15 protein-coding genes are annotated in these 15,571 nt (G+C 69.6%); 14 read left to right on the top strand and 1 reads right to left on the bottom strand.

What is annotated here, in order from left to right:
- The first annotated feature begins 46 nt into the window (after positions 1 to 46).
- Positions 47 to 1,558 (top strand): DUF6801 domain-containing protein, encoded by a 1,512-nt coding sequence (locus tag ABZ564_RS06525; protein WP_360850442.1) that lies wholly within the window; start codon positions 47 to 49, stop codon positions 1,556 to 1,558.
- Positions 1,559 to 1,630: 72 nt separating this feature from the next.
- On the opposite strand, the gene ABZ564_RS06520 is transcribed toward ABZ564_RS06525, so the two are convergent.
- Complete coding sequence (locus ABZ564_RS06520; protein ID WP_360850440.1) at positions 1,631 to 2,566, bottom strand: hypothetical protein; 936 nt, start codon at positions 2,564 to 2,566, stop codon at positions 1,631 to 1,633.
- Positions 2,567 to 3,336: 770 nt separating this feature from the next.
- Between ABZ564_RS06520 and ABZ564_RS06515 the strand changes: the two genes are divergently transcribed.
- From ABZ564_RS06515 to ABZ564_RS06455, 13 genes are all read left to right on the top strand, one after another.
- Positions 3,337 to 4,332, top strand: a complete 996-nt coding sequence (locus ABZ564_RS06515; RefSeq protein ID WP_360850437.1) for an ATP-binding cassette domain-containing protein — start codon at positions 3,337 to 3,339, stop codon at positions 4,330 to 4,332.
- On the top strand, positions 4,329 to 5,189 hold the full coding sequence (locus ABZ564_RS06510) for an ABC transporter permease (RefSeq protein WP_360850434.1): 861 nt from the start codon (positions 4,329 to 4,331) through the stop codon (positions 5,187 to 5,189). Before ABZ564_RS06515 ends, ABZ564_RS06510 begins: the two co-directional genes overlap by 4 nt.
- 3 nt (positions 5,190 to 5,192) lie before the next feature.
- Complete coding sequence (locus ABZ564_RS06505) at positions 5,193 to 5,996, top strand: ABC transporter permease (protein ID WP_360850431.1); 804 nt, start codon at positions 5,193 to 5,195, stop codon at positions 5,994 to 5,996.
- Positions 5,996 to 7,300 carry an MCE family protein gene (locus tag ABZ564_RS06500; RefSeq protein WP_360850428.1) on the top strand — a complete coding sequence of 435 codons (1,305 nt, stop codon included), beginning with the start codon at positions 5,996 to 5,998 and terminating at the stop codon, positions 7,298 to 7,300. Before ABZ564_RS06505 ends, ABZ564_RS06500 begins: the two co-directional genes overlap by 1 nt.
- Positions 7,297 to 8,328 (top strand): MCE family protein, encoded by a 1,032-nt coding sequence (locus ABZ564_RS06495; RefSeq protein ID WP_360850425.1) that lies wholly within the window; start codon positions 7,297 to 7,299, stop codon positions 8,326 to 8,328. The genes ABZ564_RS06500 and ABZ564_RS06495 overlap by 4 nt, the downstream gene beginning before the upstream one ends.
- Positions 8,325 to 9,341 carry an MCE family protein gene (locus tag ABZ564_RS06490; protein WP_360850421.1) on the top strand — a complete coding sequence of 339 codons (1,017 nt, stop codon included), beginning with the start codon at positions 8,325 to 8,327 and terminating at the stop codon, positions 9,339 to 9,341. The genes ABZ564_RS06495 and ABZ564_RS06490 overlap by 4 nt, the downstream gene beginning before the upstream one ends.
- 1 nt (position 9,342) lies before the next feature.
- Positions 9,343 to 10,479 carry an MCE family protein gene (locus ABZ564_RS06485; RefSeq protein WP_360850418.1) on the top strand — a complete coding sequence of 379 codons (1,137 nt, stop codon included), beginning with the start codon at positions 9,343 to 9,345 and terminating at the stop codon, positions 10,477 to 10,479.
- Positions 10,476 to 11,651: an MCE family protein gene (locus ABZ564_RS06480; protein WP_360850415.1), complete on the top strand. Its 1,176-nt coding sequence runs from the start codon at positions 10,476 to 10,478 to the stop codon at positions 11,649 to 11,651. The genes ABZ564_RS06485 and ABZ564_RS06480 overlap by 4 nt, the downstream gene beginning before the upstream one ends.
- A complete protein-coding gene (locus ABZ564_RS06475; RefSeq protein WP_360850411.1) occupies positions 11,648 to 12,910 on the top strand; it encodes an MlaD family protein in 1,263 nt (420 codons plus the stop codon). The genes ABZ564_RS06480 and ABZ564_RS06475 overlap by 4 nt, the downstream gene beginning before the upstream one ends.
- Positions 12,907 to 13,428 (top strand): hypothetical protein, encoded by a 522-nt coding sequence (locus ABZ564_RS06470; RefSeq protein WP_360850408.1) that lies wholly within the window; start codon positions 12,907 to 12,909, stop codon positions 13,426 to 13,428. The genes ABZ564_RS06475 and ABZ564_RS06470 overlap by 4 nt, the downstream gene beginning before the upstream one ends.
- Entirely contained in the window at positions 13,425 to 14,033 is a 609-nt protein-coding gene (locus tag ABZ564_RS06465; RefSeq protein ID WP_360850405.1) for a hypothetical protein, read from the top strand. Before ABZ564_RS06470 ends, ABZ564_RS06465 begins: the two co-directional genes overlap by 4 nt.
- A gap of 110 nt (positions 14,034 to 14,143) precedes the next feature.
- Positions 14,144 to 14,641: a nuclear transport factor 2 family protein gene (locus tag ABZ564_RS06460; protein WP_360850861.1), complete on the top strand. Its 498-nt coding sequence runs from the start codon at positions 14,144 to 14,146 to the stop codon at positions 14,639 to 14,641.
- Positions 14,642 to 14,672: 31 nt separating this feature from the next.
- Entirely contained in the window at positions 14,673 to 15,437 is a 765-nt protein-coding gene (locus tag ABZ564_RS06455) for a hypothetical protein (RefSeq protein ID WP_360850402.1), read from the top strand.
- The last annotated feature ends 134 nt before the right edge of the window (positions 15,438 to 15,571 follow it).

Raw genomic sequence — 15,571 nt, 5'->3', positions numbered from 1 at the left:
GGCGCCCGGGTTGGGCGCCGTCACATCCGGTGGAGGACAGGCCCATATGCACACCCAGATACCTGTGACCCGCTCGGGGCGTTCCGTGAAGGTCGCCTCCGTCGCCGGACTGGCCCTGCTCGCCGGGCTGTTGTCCGGCGGAGGCTCGGCGGCAGACGAGAGTCCCGGGCCTCTCGGCCTGACGACCAGCTGTGGCACCGAGGGCGGCGCCGGGGCGGCCGTGCCGGCCACTGTGGCCCTGTCGGTGGACGTCCCGGACTCGGGTGAGGTCGACCGGCCCGTACAGCCGGGGCCCGTGTCGTTCGCCCTTACGCTCTCGCGCGCCGATCTCGCCGGACTGTTGCCGGAGGGGGCCGAGACCGTCGTGAGCCGAGCCGCGCTCAAGGTGAAGGTCGCCCAGGACGGAGAGTCGGCCGAGGCTTCATGGGAGCTCAACGCGCCGAGCACACTCCTCCCGGCTGACGGGGACGTGACGCTCGTCCACTCCGGTGAGGTCCCCTACGTGACCTTCGGGTCCGCGGGCGAGGTCGACTTCTCGGTGGGAGAGTTCACCGTCGAGCTGCGGTCGGCCACGGCGGCGCCCGAACAGAGCGCACCGGCTCTGACCACGGTGACGTGCCGATTGAAGGAGGGCGAGAGCGGACATCTCGCGACCACGCACGTGACCGAAGCCGGCGGCAACGAGCCGACCGGGACACCCGGGGCGCCCACTGCTCCGGCGGGCGGTACCGCCGGAGCGGAAGGCAAGGACATCACGGTGGAACCGCCGGTCGCTGAGGAAGAAGACCCTGACTTCTGTCCCGTCGGTCCGCCGACGGGGGAATTGGACCCGAGCGAGGCACCGCCGCCGCCGCCGGGTGATCCCGTCAGGGTCATTGAACTCCCTGGTGTATACATGTGTGCTTACGCGCTGGGGCTGGCCAACGTGCAGAAGTTGAACGGGGCCATGATTATCAACGATCCAGCTGACCCGGCGCTCATCAGTGTCATGTCGACGAAGCGCTCGACTGTCCGAACGGTGAGGGAAAAGGGTGGCGTCTACACCCGCTTTGACTCGCTCGCAAACCTGGACCTCCCGGATGCCGAATCAACCTTCCTGACCTTCGGGTTTCAGCCGGTGACGGCGAAAGTATCGTTCGAGAACGGGCCAATCACCATCTCCATAGGAAACATCGGTTCCGGCACTGAAAAGCTCACGTTCTCCACGGTCTACTTCCAGCAGTCGCTGCGCCTCCACGACGTGAAGGTGAACGGCACGCCGCTGGACGTGGGAGGCAACTGCAGGACCACGAAGCCGTTCAAGGTGGTCCTGAATGGGGGCGATGCGTACAAGAACGTGGCTATCGGGGGTGTCCTGGAGGGTGAGGTCGACATCCCGCCCTTCACCGGCTGCGGTACGGGAGGCGAGGACCTGAACCCGCTCTTCACCGCCTCCCTCTCGGGGCCCGGGAACCGGATCTTCATGAATCAGGCTTCGACCTGCAATCCCGCCAGCCCCACCAGGTCCTACTGCCCGCCCCCGCTGCCGGAATTGCCCGGAACGAAGCCGTCCACGTAATCCGCCCGGCACACGATGGGGCCGCCTCCTCAAGGAGGCGGCCCCATCGGGCTTTTCACGGCGCGGAAGCGGCTACCGCACCGCCGAGTGCCAGTACTGCGCCAGCAGCTTGCCCGCGTTGGGCGCCTGGTCGCGCGGCTTGTTCATCGTCGCCACGTACGTCTGCGCGCCGTTCAGCGTGACGTTGTTGTTGCCGGAGGCCGACGGCAGGCCCGTCTTCAGGTTGACGGCCCAGTTCAGCGAGCCGAGCAGACCGCAGCCGTTGGTGCCGGGGACCGCGAACGTCGTGTCGGTCTGGGTGGCGCCCAGGAGGTTGAGCCGGTTCATCTGGCCGGCCGTGTCCGGAGTGCCGTCGCCGGCGAACTTCTCGCTGGAGACGGCAGGCTGGGTGAGGTTCTGCGGCTTGAGCAGGATCGGGTTCGAGGAGGAGCCGATGTAGCACTTGTCGCCGAGGAGCGGGTTCTCCAGGTGGATCCGCACCGGGAGGGTGAGGATCGGCTTGCCGGTGGTCGTACCCGCCACGAGCTGGAAGCCGGTCGGGGTGTTGACCGACTCGATGGTCGCCGTCACCCGGTTCAGGTTGACGTCGGTGAGCGTGCTGCAGATGCCGGTGACGACGGGCACGTCGTTCGGGCACATCAGCCCGAGCAGGCCGCCCGGCACCTTCGCGGAGTCGGCGATGAGCGCGCCGCCCGCCGGGGAGACCACGGTGGACGTGCCGCCCGCGTGGGTGACCACGCCGACCTGGAGGTCGCTCGCGCCGACCGGCACCTCGGTGTTCCCGAGCTTGATCGAGCCGCTCGCCGAGTGGGACGACACACAGATCGCGGTGTCCGTCGCCCCGTCGGCCGCCAGCATGGCCGGGTCGTCGACCGGGCAGCGGCTGAACGGCGCCCAGCTTCCGTTCAGCGTCGTCGTGGCGGCCGTGGCCGAGCCCGTCGACGCGACGGCGGCGAGCGCGGTGAAGGAGGCCAGCAGCCCCACACGTACCCGGTTCGAGGTTCTCATGTCTTCCCCTTGTTTCCGATGTGCGCAGCGAATTGAGCGCGGAATGCGGAATGCGGGTGCCGGGACGGCGTCGGACGGGGCCGGCACGAAATCCCATTCACCGAGCCGTGAGGTTACTGGCGGGAAACACCGGGACACAATGGCGCCGTATGAGATTCTATGGACGGGGCGTGTATCTCCGTCAGGGATGAGTACGGGATCCGGCCTTCTTGTCACTTCCTGCGCAGACCCTCGCGGTCCCCGCGGTGACTCCGCCCGGCCGGATATGCGGAATCTGGCCTGCCGCTTGTGCATTCGAGCCGGTCCCGAGCGCTTCTCGATGCGTTGTGCGGCGTACGGGCCCCGGCGGCCGGCCCCGGAACTTGTCACCCGGAGACAGTTTTTCCGGCCGCCCTGCTCAATCGATGAGAAGGAATCAACCCCTTCGCGCCCTCGCGCGAAAACTTGATGACCTGGTATTGCGGCCCAGGTTACCCACCCGTAGCGTCACCTCCGTCAGCAACTCCTCCGGCGCGTCCGGAGATCGCTCACCCGTCGGCAGGGGGCCCGGACGCACATCCGGCCCCCTGGGCCGCGGGGTTCCGGCCTGCACCGACGGACGACAGTGCGCAGTACTTCACAAGATCGGAACCGGAATTTGTCATCCGATGACAAACGGGCCGGATCTTTGCGAATGGGCTGTTCAAGGGCTTGTCCTGGCGGTGTCGGTGAACTTAACGTGCGCCCCTCGGCGCACTTCTGTCACTTCGTGAGCGCATGCAGGAGGTGGGATGGGAATCGAAGTAGTGGTCGAAGGGCTCACCAAGTCTTTCGGCAAGCAGAACATCTGGCAGGATGTGTCGCTCACGCTTCCCGCCGGCGAGGTCAGTGTCATGCTCGGCCCGTCCGGGACGGGAAAGACGGTGTTCCTCAAATCCATCATCGGCCTCCTCAAACCCGAACGCGGGCGCGTTCTCGTCAACGGCGTCGACATGGTCAACGGCTCCGAGCGGGACATCATGGAGACGCGCAAACTCTTCGGCCTCATGTTCCAGGACGGCGCCCTTTTCGGGTCGATGTCACTTTTCGACAACATCGCGTTCCCGCTCCGGGAGCACACCCGTAAGAAAGAATCCGAGATCCGCCGCATCGTCATGGAGCGCATCGACGTCGTCGGCCTCCTCGGCGCCGAGAACAAGCTCCCCGGCGAGATTTCCGGCGGCATGCGCAAGCGCGCCGGCCTCGCCCGCGCCCTCGTCCTGGACCCCCAGATCATCCTCTGCGACGAACCGGACTCCGGCCTCGACCCGGTCCGCACCGCGTACATCTCCCAGCTCCTCGTCGACCTCAACGCGCAGATCGACGCGACGATGCTCATCGTCACCCACAACCTCGACATCGCGTCCACCGTGCCGGACAACATGGGGATGCTGTTCTGCCGCAACCTCGTCACCTTCGGGCCGCGCGAAGTGCTGCTCACCAGCGACCTGCCCGTCGTCAACCAGTTCCTCGCCGGACGCTGCGAGGGGCCCATCGGCATGTCCGAGGAGAAGGACGCCGCCACCCTCGCCGCCGAGGAACGACACGGCTACAGCCAGGGCATCAGCTCGGCCAACGCCCCGCGCACCGTCGTCCCCCAGCTGGAGCCCTCACCGGGCCTGCCGGTGCGCCAGGGCGCCCTGCGCCGCCGGGAACGCGTCATGTCGATGCTCGGCGAACTGCCGGAGGCGGCCCGTACCGCCATCCTCAACAGCTACAGCCCGGCCGTGGGCGGTGGACGCCGGTGACCGCCCCCATGCCCGTACGGTCCCCCGGCGAACCGGAGCCGATGGACCGCGCCCCGGACCCCGCGAAGGCGCCCGCGGCCCCGCGCCCCAGCAAGCTCGCCGCCCCGCTCCGCGAGACCGGGCGGCTGTTCGCGCTCGCCGGGACCGTGGCCCGGGAGACCTTCCGCCGGCCGTTCCAGGTGCGGGAGTTCATCGAGCAGTTCTGGTTCGTCGCCAGCGTCACCATCCTGCCCGCCGCCCTCGTCTCCATCCCGTTCGGCGCGGTCATCGCCCTCCAGGTCGGCTCGCTCACCCAGCAGCTCGGCGCCCAGTCCTTCACCGGCGGCGCCAGCGTCCTCGCCGTCATCCAGCAGGCCAGCCCGATCATCGTGGCCCTGCTGGTCTCCGGGGCCGCCGGCTCCGCGATCTGTGCCGACCTCGGTTCCCGCAAGATCCGCGAGGAGCTGGACGCCATGGAGGTCATGGGCGTCTCGCCCGTGCAGCGCCTCGTCGTCCCGCGCGTACTGGCCACGATGCTCGTCGCCGTCCTGCTCAACGGCCTCGTCTCGGTCGTCGGCACCCTCGGCGGCTACTTCTTCAACGTGATCCTGCAGCACGGCACCCCGGGCGCGTACCTCTCCAGCTTCTCCGCCCTCGCCCAGCTGCCCGACCTCTACGTCAGTGAGATCAAGGCGCTGATCTTCGGCTTCATCGCCGGGATCGTCGCCGCCTACCGCGGCCTCAACCCGCGCGGCGGCCCGAAGGGGGTGGGCGACGCGGTCAACCAGTCCGTCGTCATCACCTTCATGCTGCTGTTCTTCGTGAACATGGTCCTCACGGCGATCTACCTGCAGATCGTCCCCGCGAAGGGGAGCTGACCCATGTCCATGCTCGGCTGGCTCGACAGATCCGGTGACCAACTCACCTTCTACGTACGGGCACTGATCTGGATTCCGCGCACCCTGCGCCGCTACCTCAAGGAGGTCCAGCGCCTCCTGGCCGAGGTCGCCTTCGGCAGCGGCGGCCTCGGGGTCGTCGGCGGCACCATCGGCGTCATGATCGCGATGACCCTGGCCACCGGCACGGTCGTCGGACTCCAGGGCTACGCGGCCCTCAACCAGATCGGCACCGCCGCCTTCACCGGCTTCATCTCCGCGTACTTCAACACCCGCGAGATCGCCCCGCTCGTCGCCGGCCTCGCCCTCTCCGCGACCGTCGGCGCCGGTTTCACCGCGCAGCTCGGCGCCATGCGCATCAACGAGGAGGTCGACGGCCTCGAATCCATGGGCGTGCGCTCCATGCCCTACCTCGTCACCACGCGCATCATCGCCGGCGTCGTCGCGATCATCCCGCTGTACGCGATCGGGTTGCTCTCCTCGTACGTCGCCTCCCGCTACGTCACCGTCCTGTTCAACGGCCAGTCGGCGGGCACGTACGACCACTACTTCAACCTCTTCCTGTCCCCGACGGACGTACTCCTGTCGGTGCTCAAGGTGCTGATCTTCAGCGTGATGGTGATCCTCGCCCACTGCTACTACGGCTTCCACGCCACCGGCGGCCCCGCCGGGGTCGGTGTGGCCGTCGGCCGGTCCGTGCGGAACGCGATCGTGCTGATCAGCGTCACCGACTTCTTCCTCTCGCTCGCCATCTGGGGGGCCACGACGACGGTGAAGGTGGCCGGCTGATGACATCCCGCGCCCTCCGGACCACCACCCGCAGAACCGCCGGCGTCGCCCTCTTCCTGGTGCCCGCCGTCCTCATCTGGGTCTCGGTCTCGGTGTACGAGAAGGACTTCACCGACGACGCGACCGTCACCGTACGCACGTCGAGCGTCGGCAACGAGATGCACGAGAACGCCGACGTGAAGCTGCGCGGCGTCGTCGTCGGCCAGGTCCGGAACATCTCGGCCGACGGTGACGGGGCCCGGCTCACCCTCGCGATCGAGCCGGACGAGCTGGACCGCATCCCCGCCGACGTCACCGCCCAGATGCTGCCCACCACCCTCTTCGGGGAACGGTTCGTCGCCCTCGTACCGCCCCCCGTGCCCTCCACCAGGACGCTCGGCGCCGGGGACGTCATCCCGCAGGACCGCTCCAGCAACGCCATCGAGCTGGAACAGGTCCTCGACAACGTCCTGCCGCTGCTCACCGCCGTGAAGCCGGAGAAGCTGTCCGCCACCCTCAACGCGGTCTCCACCGCACTCCAGGGCCGAGGCGAGAAGCTGGGCGACACCCTCGTGAAGCTCGACGCCCACCTGAAGAGGTTCAACCCGCAACTCCCCACGCTCAACGAGGACATCAAGGAACTCGTCAAGGTGAGCCGGCTCTACGCGGACGCCGCCCCCGACGTCCTGGACGCGCTCACCGACTTCACCACCACGAGCGGCACCCTCGCCGAACAGCAGGCGGACCTCGCGAACGTGTACGGCTCCACCACCGCGTCCGCCCGCGACGTCACCGCCTTCCTCCAGCGGAACAAGGACAACCTCATCCGGCTCGCCGCGAGCGGCAGGCCCACCCTGGAGACCCTGGCGACGTACTCCTCGGAGTTCCCCTGCACCCTGCGCACCGTCGCCACCTTCATCCCGGCCATGGACAAGGCGCTCGGCAAGGGCACCGACCGGCCCGGGCTGCACGTCACCCTCAAGACCGTGCCGTCCAAGGGAAAGTACGTCGCCGGCGAGGACACCCCCGTCTACAACGCCACCGGCGGACCGCACTGCTACTCCATCCCGTACGTCGGCCAGACCGTGCCGACCGCCGACGCCCGCGCCGCCGCCGGCACCGCCCGGACGGACCCGGAGACGGCCACCCCGGTGGAGGTCCCGGCGGCGAACCCGTCGCTGGGCATGCCCAACTCCCCGCAGGAGAGCCGGCTCGTCAACGAACTGGTCGCTCCCTCACTGAAAGTCCGGCCGCAGGCCCTGCCCGAGTGGAGCAGCGTGCTCATCGGCCCGGCCTTCCGCGGTGTGGAGGTGAAGCTCAAGTGAAGCGCCGTTCCCTCGCGGGCCCGCTCGCGAAATTGATTGTCTTCATCGTGGTGACGAGCCTGGCCACCACGGTCCTGGCCCTGTCCATCGCCAACACCGGTGTGGGCGAGACCCGTTCGTACAAGGCCCGGTTCACCGACGCCACCGGCCTCATCGTCGGGGACAGCGTCCGCGTCGCCGGAGTCAAGGTCGGCCAGGTCGAGTCGATCAAGGTCGCCGACCGCCGGGTCGCCGAGGTCGCCTTCAGCGTCCGCAAGAGCAAGAGGCTCCCGGCCTCCGTGACCGCGTCGATCAAATACCTCAACATGGTCGGCCAGCGCTACATCGACCTCGATCAGGGGGCGGGGCCCGTCGGGGAGAGCTTCGCCCCGGGCGCCACGATCCCGCTGTCCCGCACCACCCCGGCGCTCGACCTCACCCAGCTCTTCAACGGCTTCCAGCCCCTCTTCGAAGGGCTCTCGCCGCCCGACGTCAACGAGCTGGCCGGCTCCCTCGTCCAGGTGCTCCAGGGCGAGGGCGGCACCGTCGACTCCATCCTCCAGCACGTCGGCTCGCTGACCGGCACGGTCGCCGCCAAGGACCAGGTGATCGGCGAGGTGATCAAGAACCTCAACACGGTCCTGAAGACCGTCAACGACCGGGAAGCCGGCTTCGACGACCTCGTGGACACCCTCCAGGCCCTGGTCACCGGCTTCGCGGGCGACCGCAAACCCCTCGGCGAGGCCGTCACCGCGATGGGCGCCCTCACCACGGTCACCGCGGACCTCTTCGAGGACGGGCGCAAACCCCTCAAGGACGACATCAAGCAGCTCGGCCGGCTCTCCGGAAACCTGGCCGACAACACGCCGAAGATCGAGAACTTCCTGCAGAAGACCCCGGCCAAGATGGAGGCCATCGGCCGTCTCACCTCGTACGGCTCCTGGCTCAACCTCTACCTCTGCGAGGCCAGGGTCAGCGGCGTGACGACCAGCGACGGCAGCACCCCGCCGACCGGCATCGAGATCACCCAGCCGAGGTGCCTGTCATGATCAAGCCGATACGCCACCGCAACCCCGTCGCCGTCGGCATCGTGGGACTGCTCCTGCTCGCCCTCATCGGATTCGGCGCCTACCGGGCCGACTCGCTCCCCTTCATCGGCGGCGGCACCACCTACAGCGCCGACTTCACCGAGTCCGCCGGACTCGGCGAGGGCGACGAGGTCCGCATCGCCGGCGTGAAGGTCGGCAAGGTCACCGGCGTCTCCCTGGACGGCGCCAAGGTCAAGGTCACCTTCAGGGTCAAGGACGCCTGGATCGGCAACGCCAGCACCGTCGGCATCGCCATCAAGACGCTCCTCGGCGAGAAGTACCTCGCCGTCGACCCGCTCGGCGACGCCCCGCAGAACCCGGACGAGCGCATCACCGCCTCCCGCACCACCTCCCCGTACGACGTCACCCAGGCGTTCAACGGACTGGGCGAGACCATCGGTGAGATCGACACCGAGCAGCTGGCCAAGAGCTTCGAGACGATCTCCGCCACCTTCAAGGACTCCCCGCCCGACGTGAAGAGCGCAGCCAAGGGGCTCTCCGCGCTGTCGAGGACCGTCTCCGAACGCGACGCCCAGCTGGCCACCCTGCTCAAGGGCAGCAAACAGCTCACCAAGACCCTCGCCAACAAGAAGAGCGGCTTCGAAACCCTCCTGGAGGACGGCAACCTGCTCCTCGGCGAGATCCAGACCCGCCGCGACTCCATCCACCTGCTGCTCACCGGCACCCGCGACCTGGGCACCCAGCTCACCGGTCTCGTCTCCGACAACAACAAGCAGCTGAAGCCCACCCTCAAGGCGCTCGGCCGGGTCACCGCGGTGCTGAAGAAGAACCGCAAGAGCCTCGACCAGGTGCTGGCGCTCGCCGGCTCCTACAACCGGCTCGTCGGCAACACCCTCGGCAACGGCCGCTGGTTCGACAACTACGTGTGCGGGGTCGTCCCGAAGAACTACCTGCCCGCCAACACACCCCCGGCGACCGGCTGCATGCCTCCGAAGCAGGAAGGCGGGCACTGAGATGAGACTCACCCGCGTCATCGGCATCGGCGCCGGCCTCGCCGTCGTGGCCGTCGCCGCCACCTCCGGAGTGATGGCCCTGGAGGAGGAGGAAGGCACCACCGTCACCGCCTACTTCGACCGGGTCACCGGCGTCTACGCCGGGTCGGACCTGCGCATACTCGGCGTACGCGTCGGCCGCGTCGAATCCGTCGAACCGCGCGGCAAGGACGTCGAGGTCGTCCTGCACATCGACAAGGGCATCCAGGTTCCGAAGGACGCGCACGCCGTCGTCGTCGCGCCCAGCCTGGTCGCCGACCGGTACGTCCAGCTCGCCCCCGCCTACACCGGGGGAGCGGCCATGAAGGACGGCGCCCGGCTGCCCGCCGCCCACAACGCCGTCCCCGTGGAGGTCGACCAGCTCTACGCGTCCATCACCGAACTGTCCACCGCGCTCGGCCCCGACGGGGCCAACGCCCAAGGGGCCTTCGCCGGGCTCCTGGACACCGGCGCCAAGAACCTCAAGGGCAACGGCAAGGACATCGGCGACTCCATCGAGCAGTTCGGCAAGGCGACCAAGACCCTGGACAAGTCGAGCGGCAACCTCTTCGACACGCTGTCCTACCTCCAGACCTTCACCACCATGCTGAAGGACAACGACGGCGACGTCCGCGCCGCCGAGGAGCAGCTGAACACCGTCACCGGCTTCCTCGCCGACGACAAGAAGAACCTCGGCGCCGCCCTCAAGGAACTCGGCACCGCCCTCGGCCACGTGAAGACCTTCATCAAGGACAACCGGGGCGAGCTCAAGAAGAACGTGGACGCCCTCGTGCCGATCACCCAGGCCCTCGTCGACCAGCGCGCCTCCCTGGCCGAGTCGATGGACGTCCTGCCGCTCTCGGCGGGCAACGTCCTGAACGCGTACGACCCCGAGCACCGCACCCTCAACGGCCGGACCAACCTCAACGAGCTCAGCATGGGCGGCCCGCTCCTCGAATCCACCCTCGCCCTCCAGGGGCTCTCCCCGGTGGACGCCGAACGGCAGAGGGCGCTGCCCACGCTGCCGCTCCCGGCCGTGGGCACGGTCTACGGCACCCCGAAGGACGCCGAGGACGCCGAGGACGCCCAGGCCAAGGACACGAAGGGGGCCGGCCGATGAACCGGAGACCGCGCAGACCCGCGGCCCTCGGCGCCACGGGCGGACCGGCGCTCGTCGCGCTCGGCCTGTGCTGCACCCTCCTCGTCACCGGATGCGGAGCCCCGCACTTCTCCGGCATCGAGGACCTGCCGCTGCCCGGCGGGGCGGACCTCGGCGACCACCCGTACGAGATCACCGCGGACTTCGGGGACGTGCTCAGCCTCTCCCCGCAGTCCTCGGTCAAGGTCAACGACGTCGCCGTCGGCCGGGTCACCAAGATCTCCCTCGCCCCCGACGGCTGGCGGGCCCGGGTCACCATGAAGGTCAACGGGAAGATCGGCCTCCCGGCCAACGCCTACGCCCACCTGGAGCAGTCCAGCCTCCTCGGCGAGAAGTACATCCAGCTCTCGCCGCCCGCCAAGGGCAAGGAGCAGGGCACCCTCGCCGACGGCGACCGCATCCCGCTCACCCGCACCAACCGCAACCCCGAGGTCGAAGAGGTCTTCGGCGCCCTGTCCATGCTCCTCAACGGCGGCGGCGTCCAGCAGCTCAAGACCATCACCACCGAACTGAACAAGGCCCTCAGCGGGCAGCAACCCCAGGTCACATCCATGCTCCGCCGGGTCGACAAGCTCGTCACCAACCTGGACGACCACCGCGGCGACATCACCGCCGCCCTCGACGGCGTCAACCGGCTCTCCAGCACCCTCGCCGGCCGCAAGCAGCAGGTCGGCACCGTCCTCACCGAGCTCAGTCCCGGCATGAAGGTCCTGGAGAAGCAGCGCGGCTCGCTCATGACGATGCTGCGTTCCCTGGACACCCTCTCCGACGTCGCCGTCACCACCATCAACCGGAGCAAGGCCGACACCATCGCCGACCTCAAGGCCATCGCCCCCACCCTGCGCGCCCTCGCCGACTCCGGCAACGACCTGCCCGACTCCCTCCAGGTGCTCCTCACCTACCCGTTCACCGACGAGGTGCTGCGCGGCGTGAAGGGCGACTACCTCAACGTGTACCTGGACCTGACGGCCGAACCCGGCACCCAGATCATTCCCGCCTACGACCCGGACACGGAGACCGGGACGCCCGCGCAGGCGAAGGCGGTCGCCGGTGCCGGGCTGCCGCTGCCCCTGCCCGCGACCTCGGCGCCCACGACGAGCCGGCCCACGGCCCCGAAGGGGAGCAACCGATGATCACCCTCGCCATCCGGCTCAAGAACATCGCCTTCCTCATCATCTCCGTGCTGGTGCTCGGCTACCTCGGCGTGCGCTACGCCGACCTCGGCCATTACGTCGGCATGCGCGACTACTACACCGTCACGATGCAACTCCCGCGCACGGGAGGCCTCTTCACCCACTCCAACGTCACCTACCGGGGCGTCTCGGTGGGCCGGGTCGGACCCATCGAGCTCACCGACGACGGAGTGGAGGCCGAGCTGCGGATCGACAAGTCCGCCCCCCGCATCCCCGACGACCTCAAGGCGGTCGTGGCCAACCTGTCCGCGGTCGGCGAGCAGTACGTCGACCTCAGGCCGACCCGCACCGAGGGCCCCTACCTCGCGAACGGCTCGGTCATCGACGAGGCCGAGACCACCGTTCCGGCGCCCGTGACCAACGTCCTCACCAGCGTCAACGACCTCACCTCCTCGGTCGACCTGGAGTCCCTGCGCACCGTCGTCGACGAGTTCGGCACCGCGTTCAGCGGGCGCGGCGACGACCTCCAGGTCCTCCTGGACACCGGCAGCGAGTTCGTGGACGCCGCCGACGACGCCCTGCCCGTCACCACCAAACTGATGGAGGACGGCAAGACCGTCCTGCGCACTCAGGTCGAACAGGGCGAAGCGCTCAAGGGGTTCGCCTCCGGCGCCAAGGAGCTCGCCGCCCAGCTCAAGGGCTCCGACACCGACCTGCGCAAGCTCATCGCCGCCGCCCCCGACGCGACGAACCAGATCAGCGGGCTGCTGCGGGACGTCGAACCCGGCTTCGGAGTCGTCGTCGCCAACCTCCTCACCACGTCCGACGTCGCCCTCACCCGCCAGCGCGGCCTGGAGGAACTGCTCGTGAAGCTCCCCGCCGTCGTGGCGGCCGGGTCCAGCGCGGTCGACGAGGACGGCGCCCGGTTCGGCATGTCGATCACCTTCTTCGAGCCGCTGCCGTGCACCGCCGGCTACGAGGGCACGACCTACCGCAACGGCCTCGATCTCTCACCGGCCCCCGCCCTCAACACCAAGGCCCGCTGCGCCGCCTCGCCCGGCAGCGGCATCGACGTCCGGGGCAGCGCCAACGCCCCGACGGGCGGCCCGCTCCCCGAACCGGCGCGGGCCGGCGCGCTGCACCTCGGGGACGCCACGGACGAGCGACTGCCCGGAGTGCTCGGCGCCGCGTCCGACGGGGCACCGGCGGTCCGGGACATGGCCGGACTGCTGGGCCTGGGACAGGAGGACGGCGAGTGAACCCCCGTACCCGAACCCTCGGCGGCTGGGCCGTCCTCCTGGTCGCGGCGCTCGTCTGCGCCCTCGGCGGCTGGTCGTACGCCCAGGCGCGCGGTGACGACGACCTGGCCTACGCCAAGAGCCGGGACGCCGCCCTCGCGGACGGCCGGCAGGCCCTGGCCAGGCTCAACACCCTGGACGGCAAGGACGCGACGAGCGTGGACGCCGGCCTCGCCGGCTGGCTGGAGTCCACCACCGGACCGCTGTACGACCAGCTGAAGCGGACCCGCAAGAAGGACGCCGCCGACCTCGCGAAGTCCGGCGCCACCGCGCGCGGCAAGGTCACCGACGCCGCGCTCACCGAACTGGACGACCGGACCGGCACCGCGCTGATGATCGCGACCGTCGACGTCGAGGTCACCCCGCGCACCGGCACGGCCGGCACCGAACGCAAACGCTTCGAGGCCACGCTCGCCCGGACCGGGAGCGGCTGGAAGATCAAGGCGCTCACGGCGCTCGGCATAGGGAGCGGTGCGTGAACACGGACGTCGAGGACAACGAGGACACCGCGGGGGCGGCCGACGAACTCGCCGTCGAACCGCCGGAGGAGAACGGCCGAGCCGACGACAACGGCACCCGCCCCGAACGCCGTTGGCCACGCGTGCTCGCCGGAGTCCTCGTCGTCGCGCTGCTCGCCGCCGGGGCCGTGATGTACGCGGCGGGCCGGCAGCTGCGGGACACCCCCGCCACCTCCAACCGGGCGCTGACCGACAGCGCGGCGACCGCCCAGGTGGCCGGCGAGGTCACCAACGCCCTCGGCAAGGTCTTCTCGTACAGTCCCGAAGGCACCGCCGCCACCAAGGAGTCCGCTCGGAAACTGCTCGCGGGCAAGGCGCTCCAGCAGTACGCGGCGCTCTTCGGCCAGGTCGAGAAGCAGTCCGCCGACCAGAAGCTGACCCTCACCACCCATGTCGTGCGCGCCGGGGTGACCCGGCTGACGCCCGACAGCGCCCACCTGCTCGTCTTCCTCGACCAGGTCTACGAGCGCGAGGGCAAGGCCGCGAGCAGGGCGGCGGCGCAGCTCTCCGTCACGGCCCGACTGCGCGAGGGGCACTGGACGATCGTGGAGATCACCTCCCGGTAGCCCGACGAGAAGGCACCACCGCACCACCGAGCAGGAACAGCACAGCACGGCAGGACCGCCGGCAGGGAGAGGCAGCGATGGCACGGGTAGCGATGACGAGGAATCCGCTGGTGGCGGCGGCGATGGTGCTGACGGTCGCGGCGGCCGGTGCCGCGGGCTGGGGCGGGGTGTCCCGGTACCGGGCGGCGCACGACGGCTCGGCCGCGTACGCCCATACCCGCGACGAGGTGCTGGCGGCGGGGGAGCAGGCCGTGCAGAACATGAACACGCTCGACCACACACAGCTCGGCAAGGGGCTCGACAGCTGGGAGGACTCCACCACCGGGGACCTGCACAGGCAACTCGTCGAAGGACGGGACGGGTTCGTGAAGCAGATCCAGGAGGCGAGGACCGTCAGCACCGCCAAGGTGCTGGCCGGCGCGGTCACCGAGCTCGACGACCGGGCCGGGAAGGCCGGGGTCATGGTGGCGCTGCGGGTGACCGTGACCGCGCCGAAGGGCAAGCCCGCGGTGAAGGAGAGCCGGATGCTCGGTCAGCTCACCCGCACCCCCGACGGGTGGAAGCTCAGCGCCCTCGGCCAGGCGCCCGTCGGCAACACCGCCGGCTGACCCCCGCCCCCGTACCGAGAGGACCCCGGACATGTCGACGACCCGTCACCTGGTCAACCGCCGGCGCCGCCTGGCCACCGTCGCCGCGGCCGAGCGCGCCACGACGGCCGTCCCGCCCCGGCCCCGCACCGGGCGCGGCCCTGGCCCGGACAAGCCCGCCGAGGCCGCGGAGGACGAGGCGAAGGACCCTGCGGAGGACACGGCGGAGGACGACGCCGTTCCCGCCAACGAGGAGGAGGCCGAGCCGGAAAAGAAGAAGACCCCCGCCCGGCGCCTGTCCCGGCCACGCCTGAGCCTGCCCGCCGTCCTGTGCGTCCTCACCGTGCTCCTCGGCGCCTTCGCCGCCTGGGCGTTCACCTCGGCGGCGAGCCTGCGCGACGACCCCGGCCGGCAGAACACCGCGCTCACCGACATCAGCCGCACCAGTGAGGTGAAGGGCCGGATCACCGAGGCCGTCGGCGCGGTCTTCTCGTACGACTACGCCTCGCCCGCCAAGGCCGACGCGGCGGTGGCGAAGTATTTGACCGGCAAGGCGGTCCAGCAGCACGAGGAGATGCTCGCCGAGGTCCGGACGCAGGCGCCGAAGCAGAAGCTCGTACTCACCACCACCGTCACTGAAAGCGGCGTGGAGATGCTCGACGGCGACCGGGCCCGGCTGCTGATCTACGCCGACCAGCGCAACACCCGCACCGGCAAGTCCGAGGAGACCACCTACGCCGCGGCCATGTTCAGCGTGGACGCCGTCCACAAGGGCGGCACCTGGCGGATCTCCGGGATCGACACGTTCACCCGGTGACCCGGGCGACCCCACGGAGGAAGGTACGCATGAGGTTCAACGGCACCATGCGCCGAGGACTCGGGCCTGTCCGGCGGGTGTTGGCGGGGCGCCGCATTTAAGCCCGCGCGGCCCCCCGGGGGCCCCCGGGCCGC

Source organism: Streptomyces sp. NPDC019224 (genome assembly GCF_040632605.1).
In the GTDB taxonomy this organism is placed as follows: Bacteria; Actinomycetota; Actinomycetes; order Streptomycetales; family Streptomycetaceae; genus Streptomyces.
This window is presented reverse-complemented; position numbering and strand designations above follow the sequence as displayed.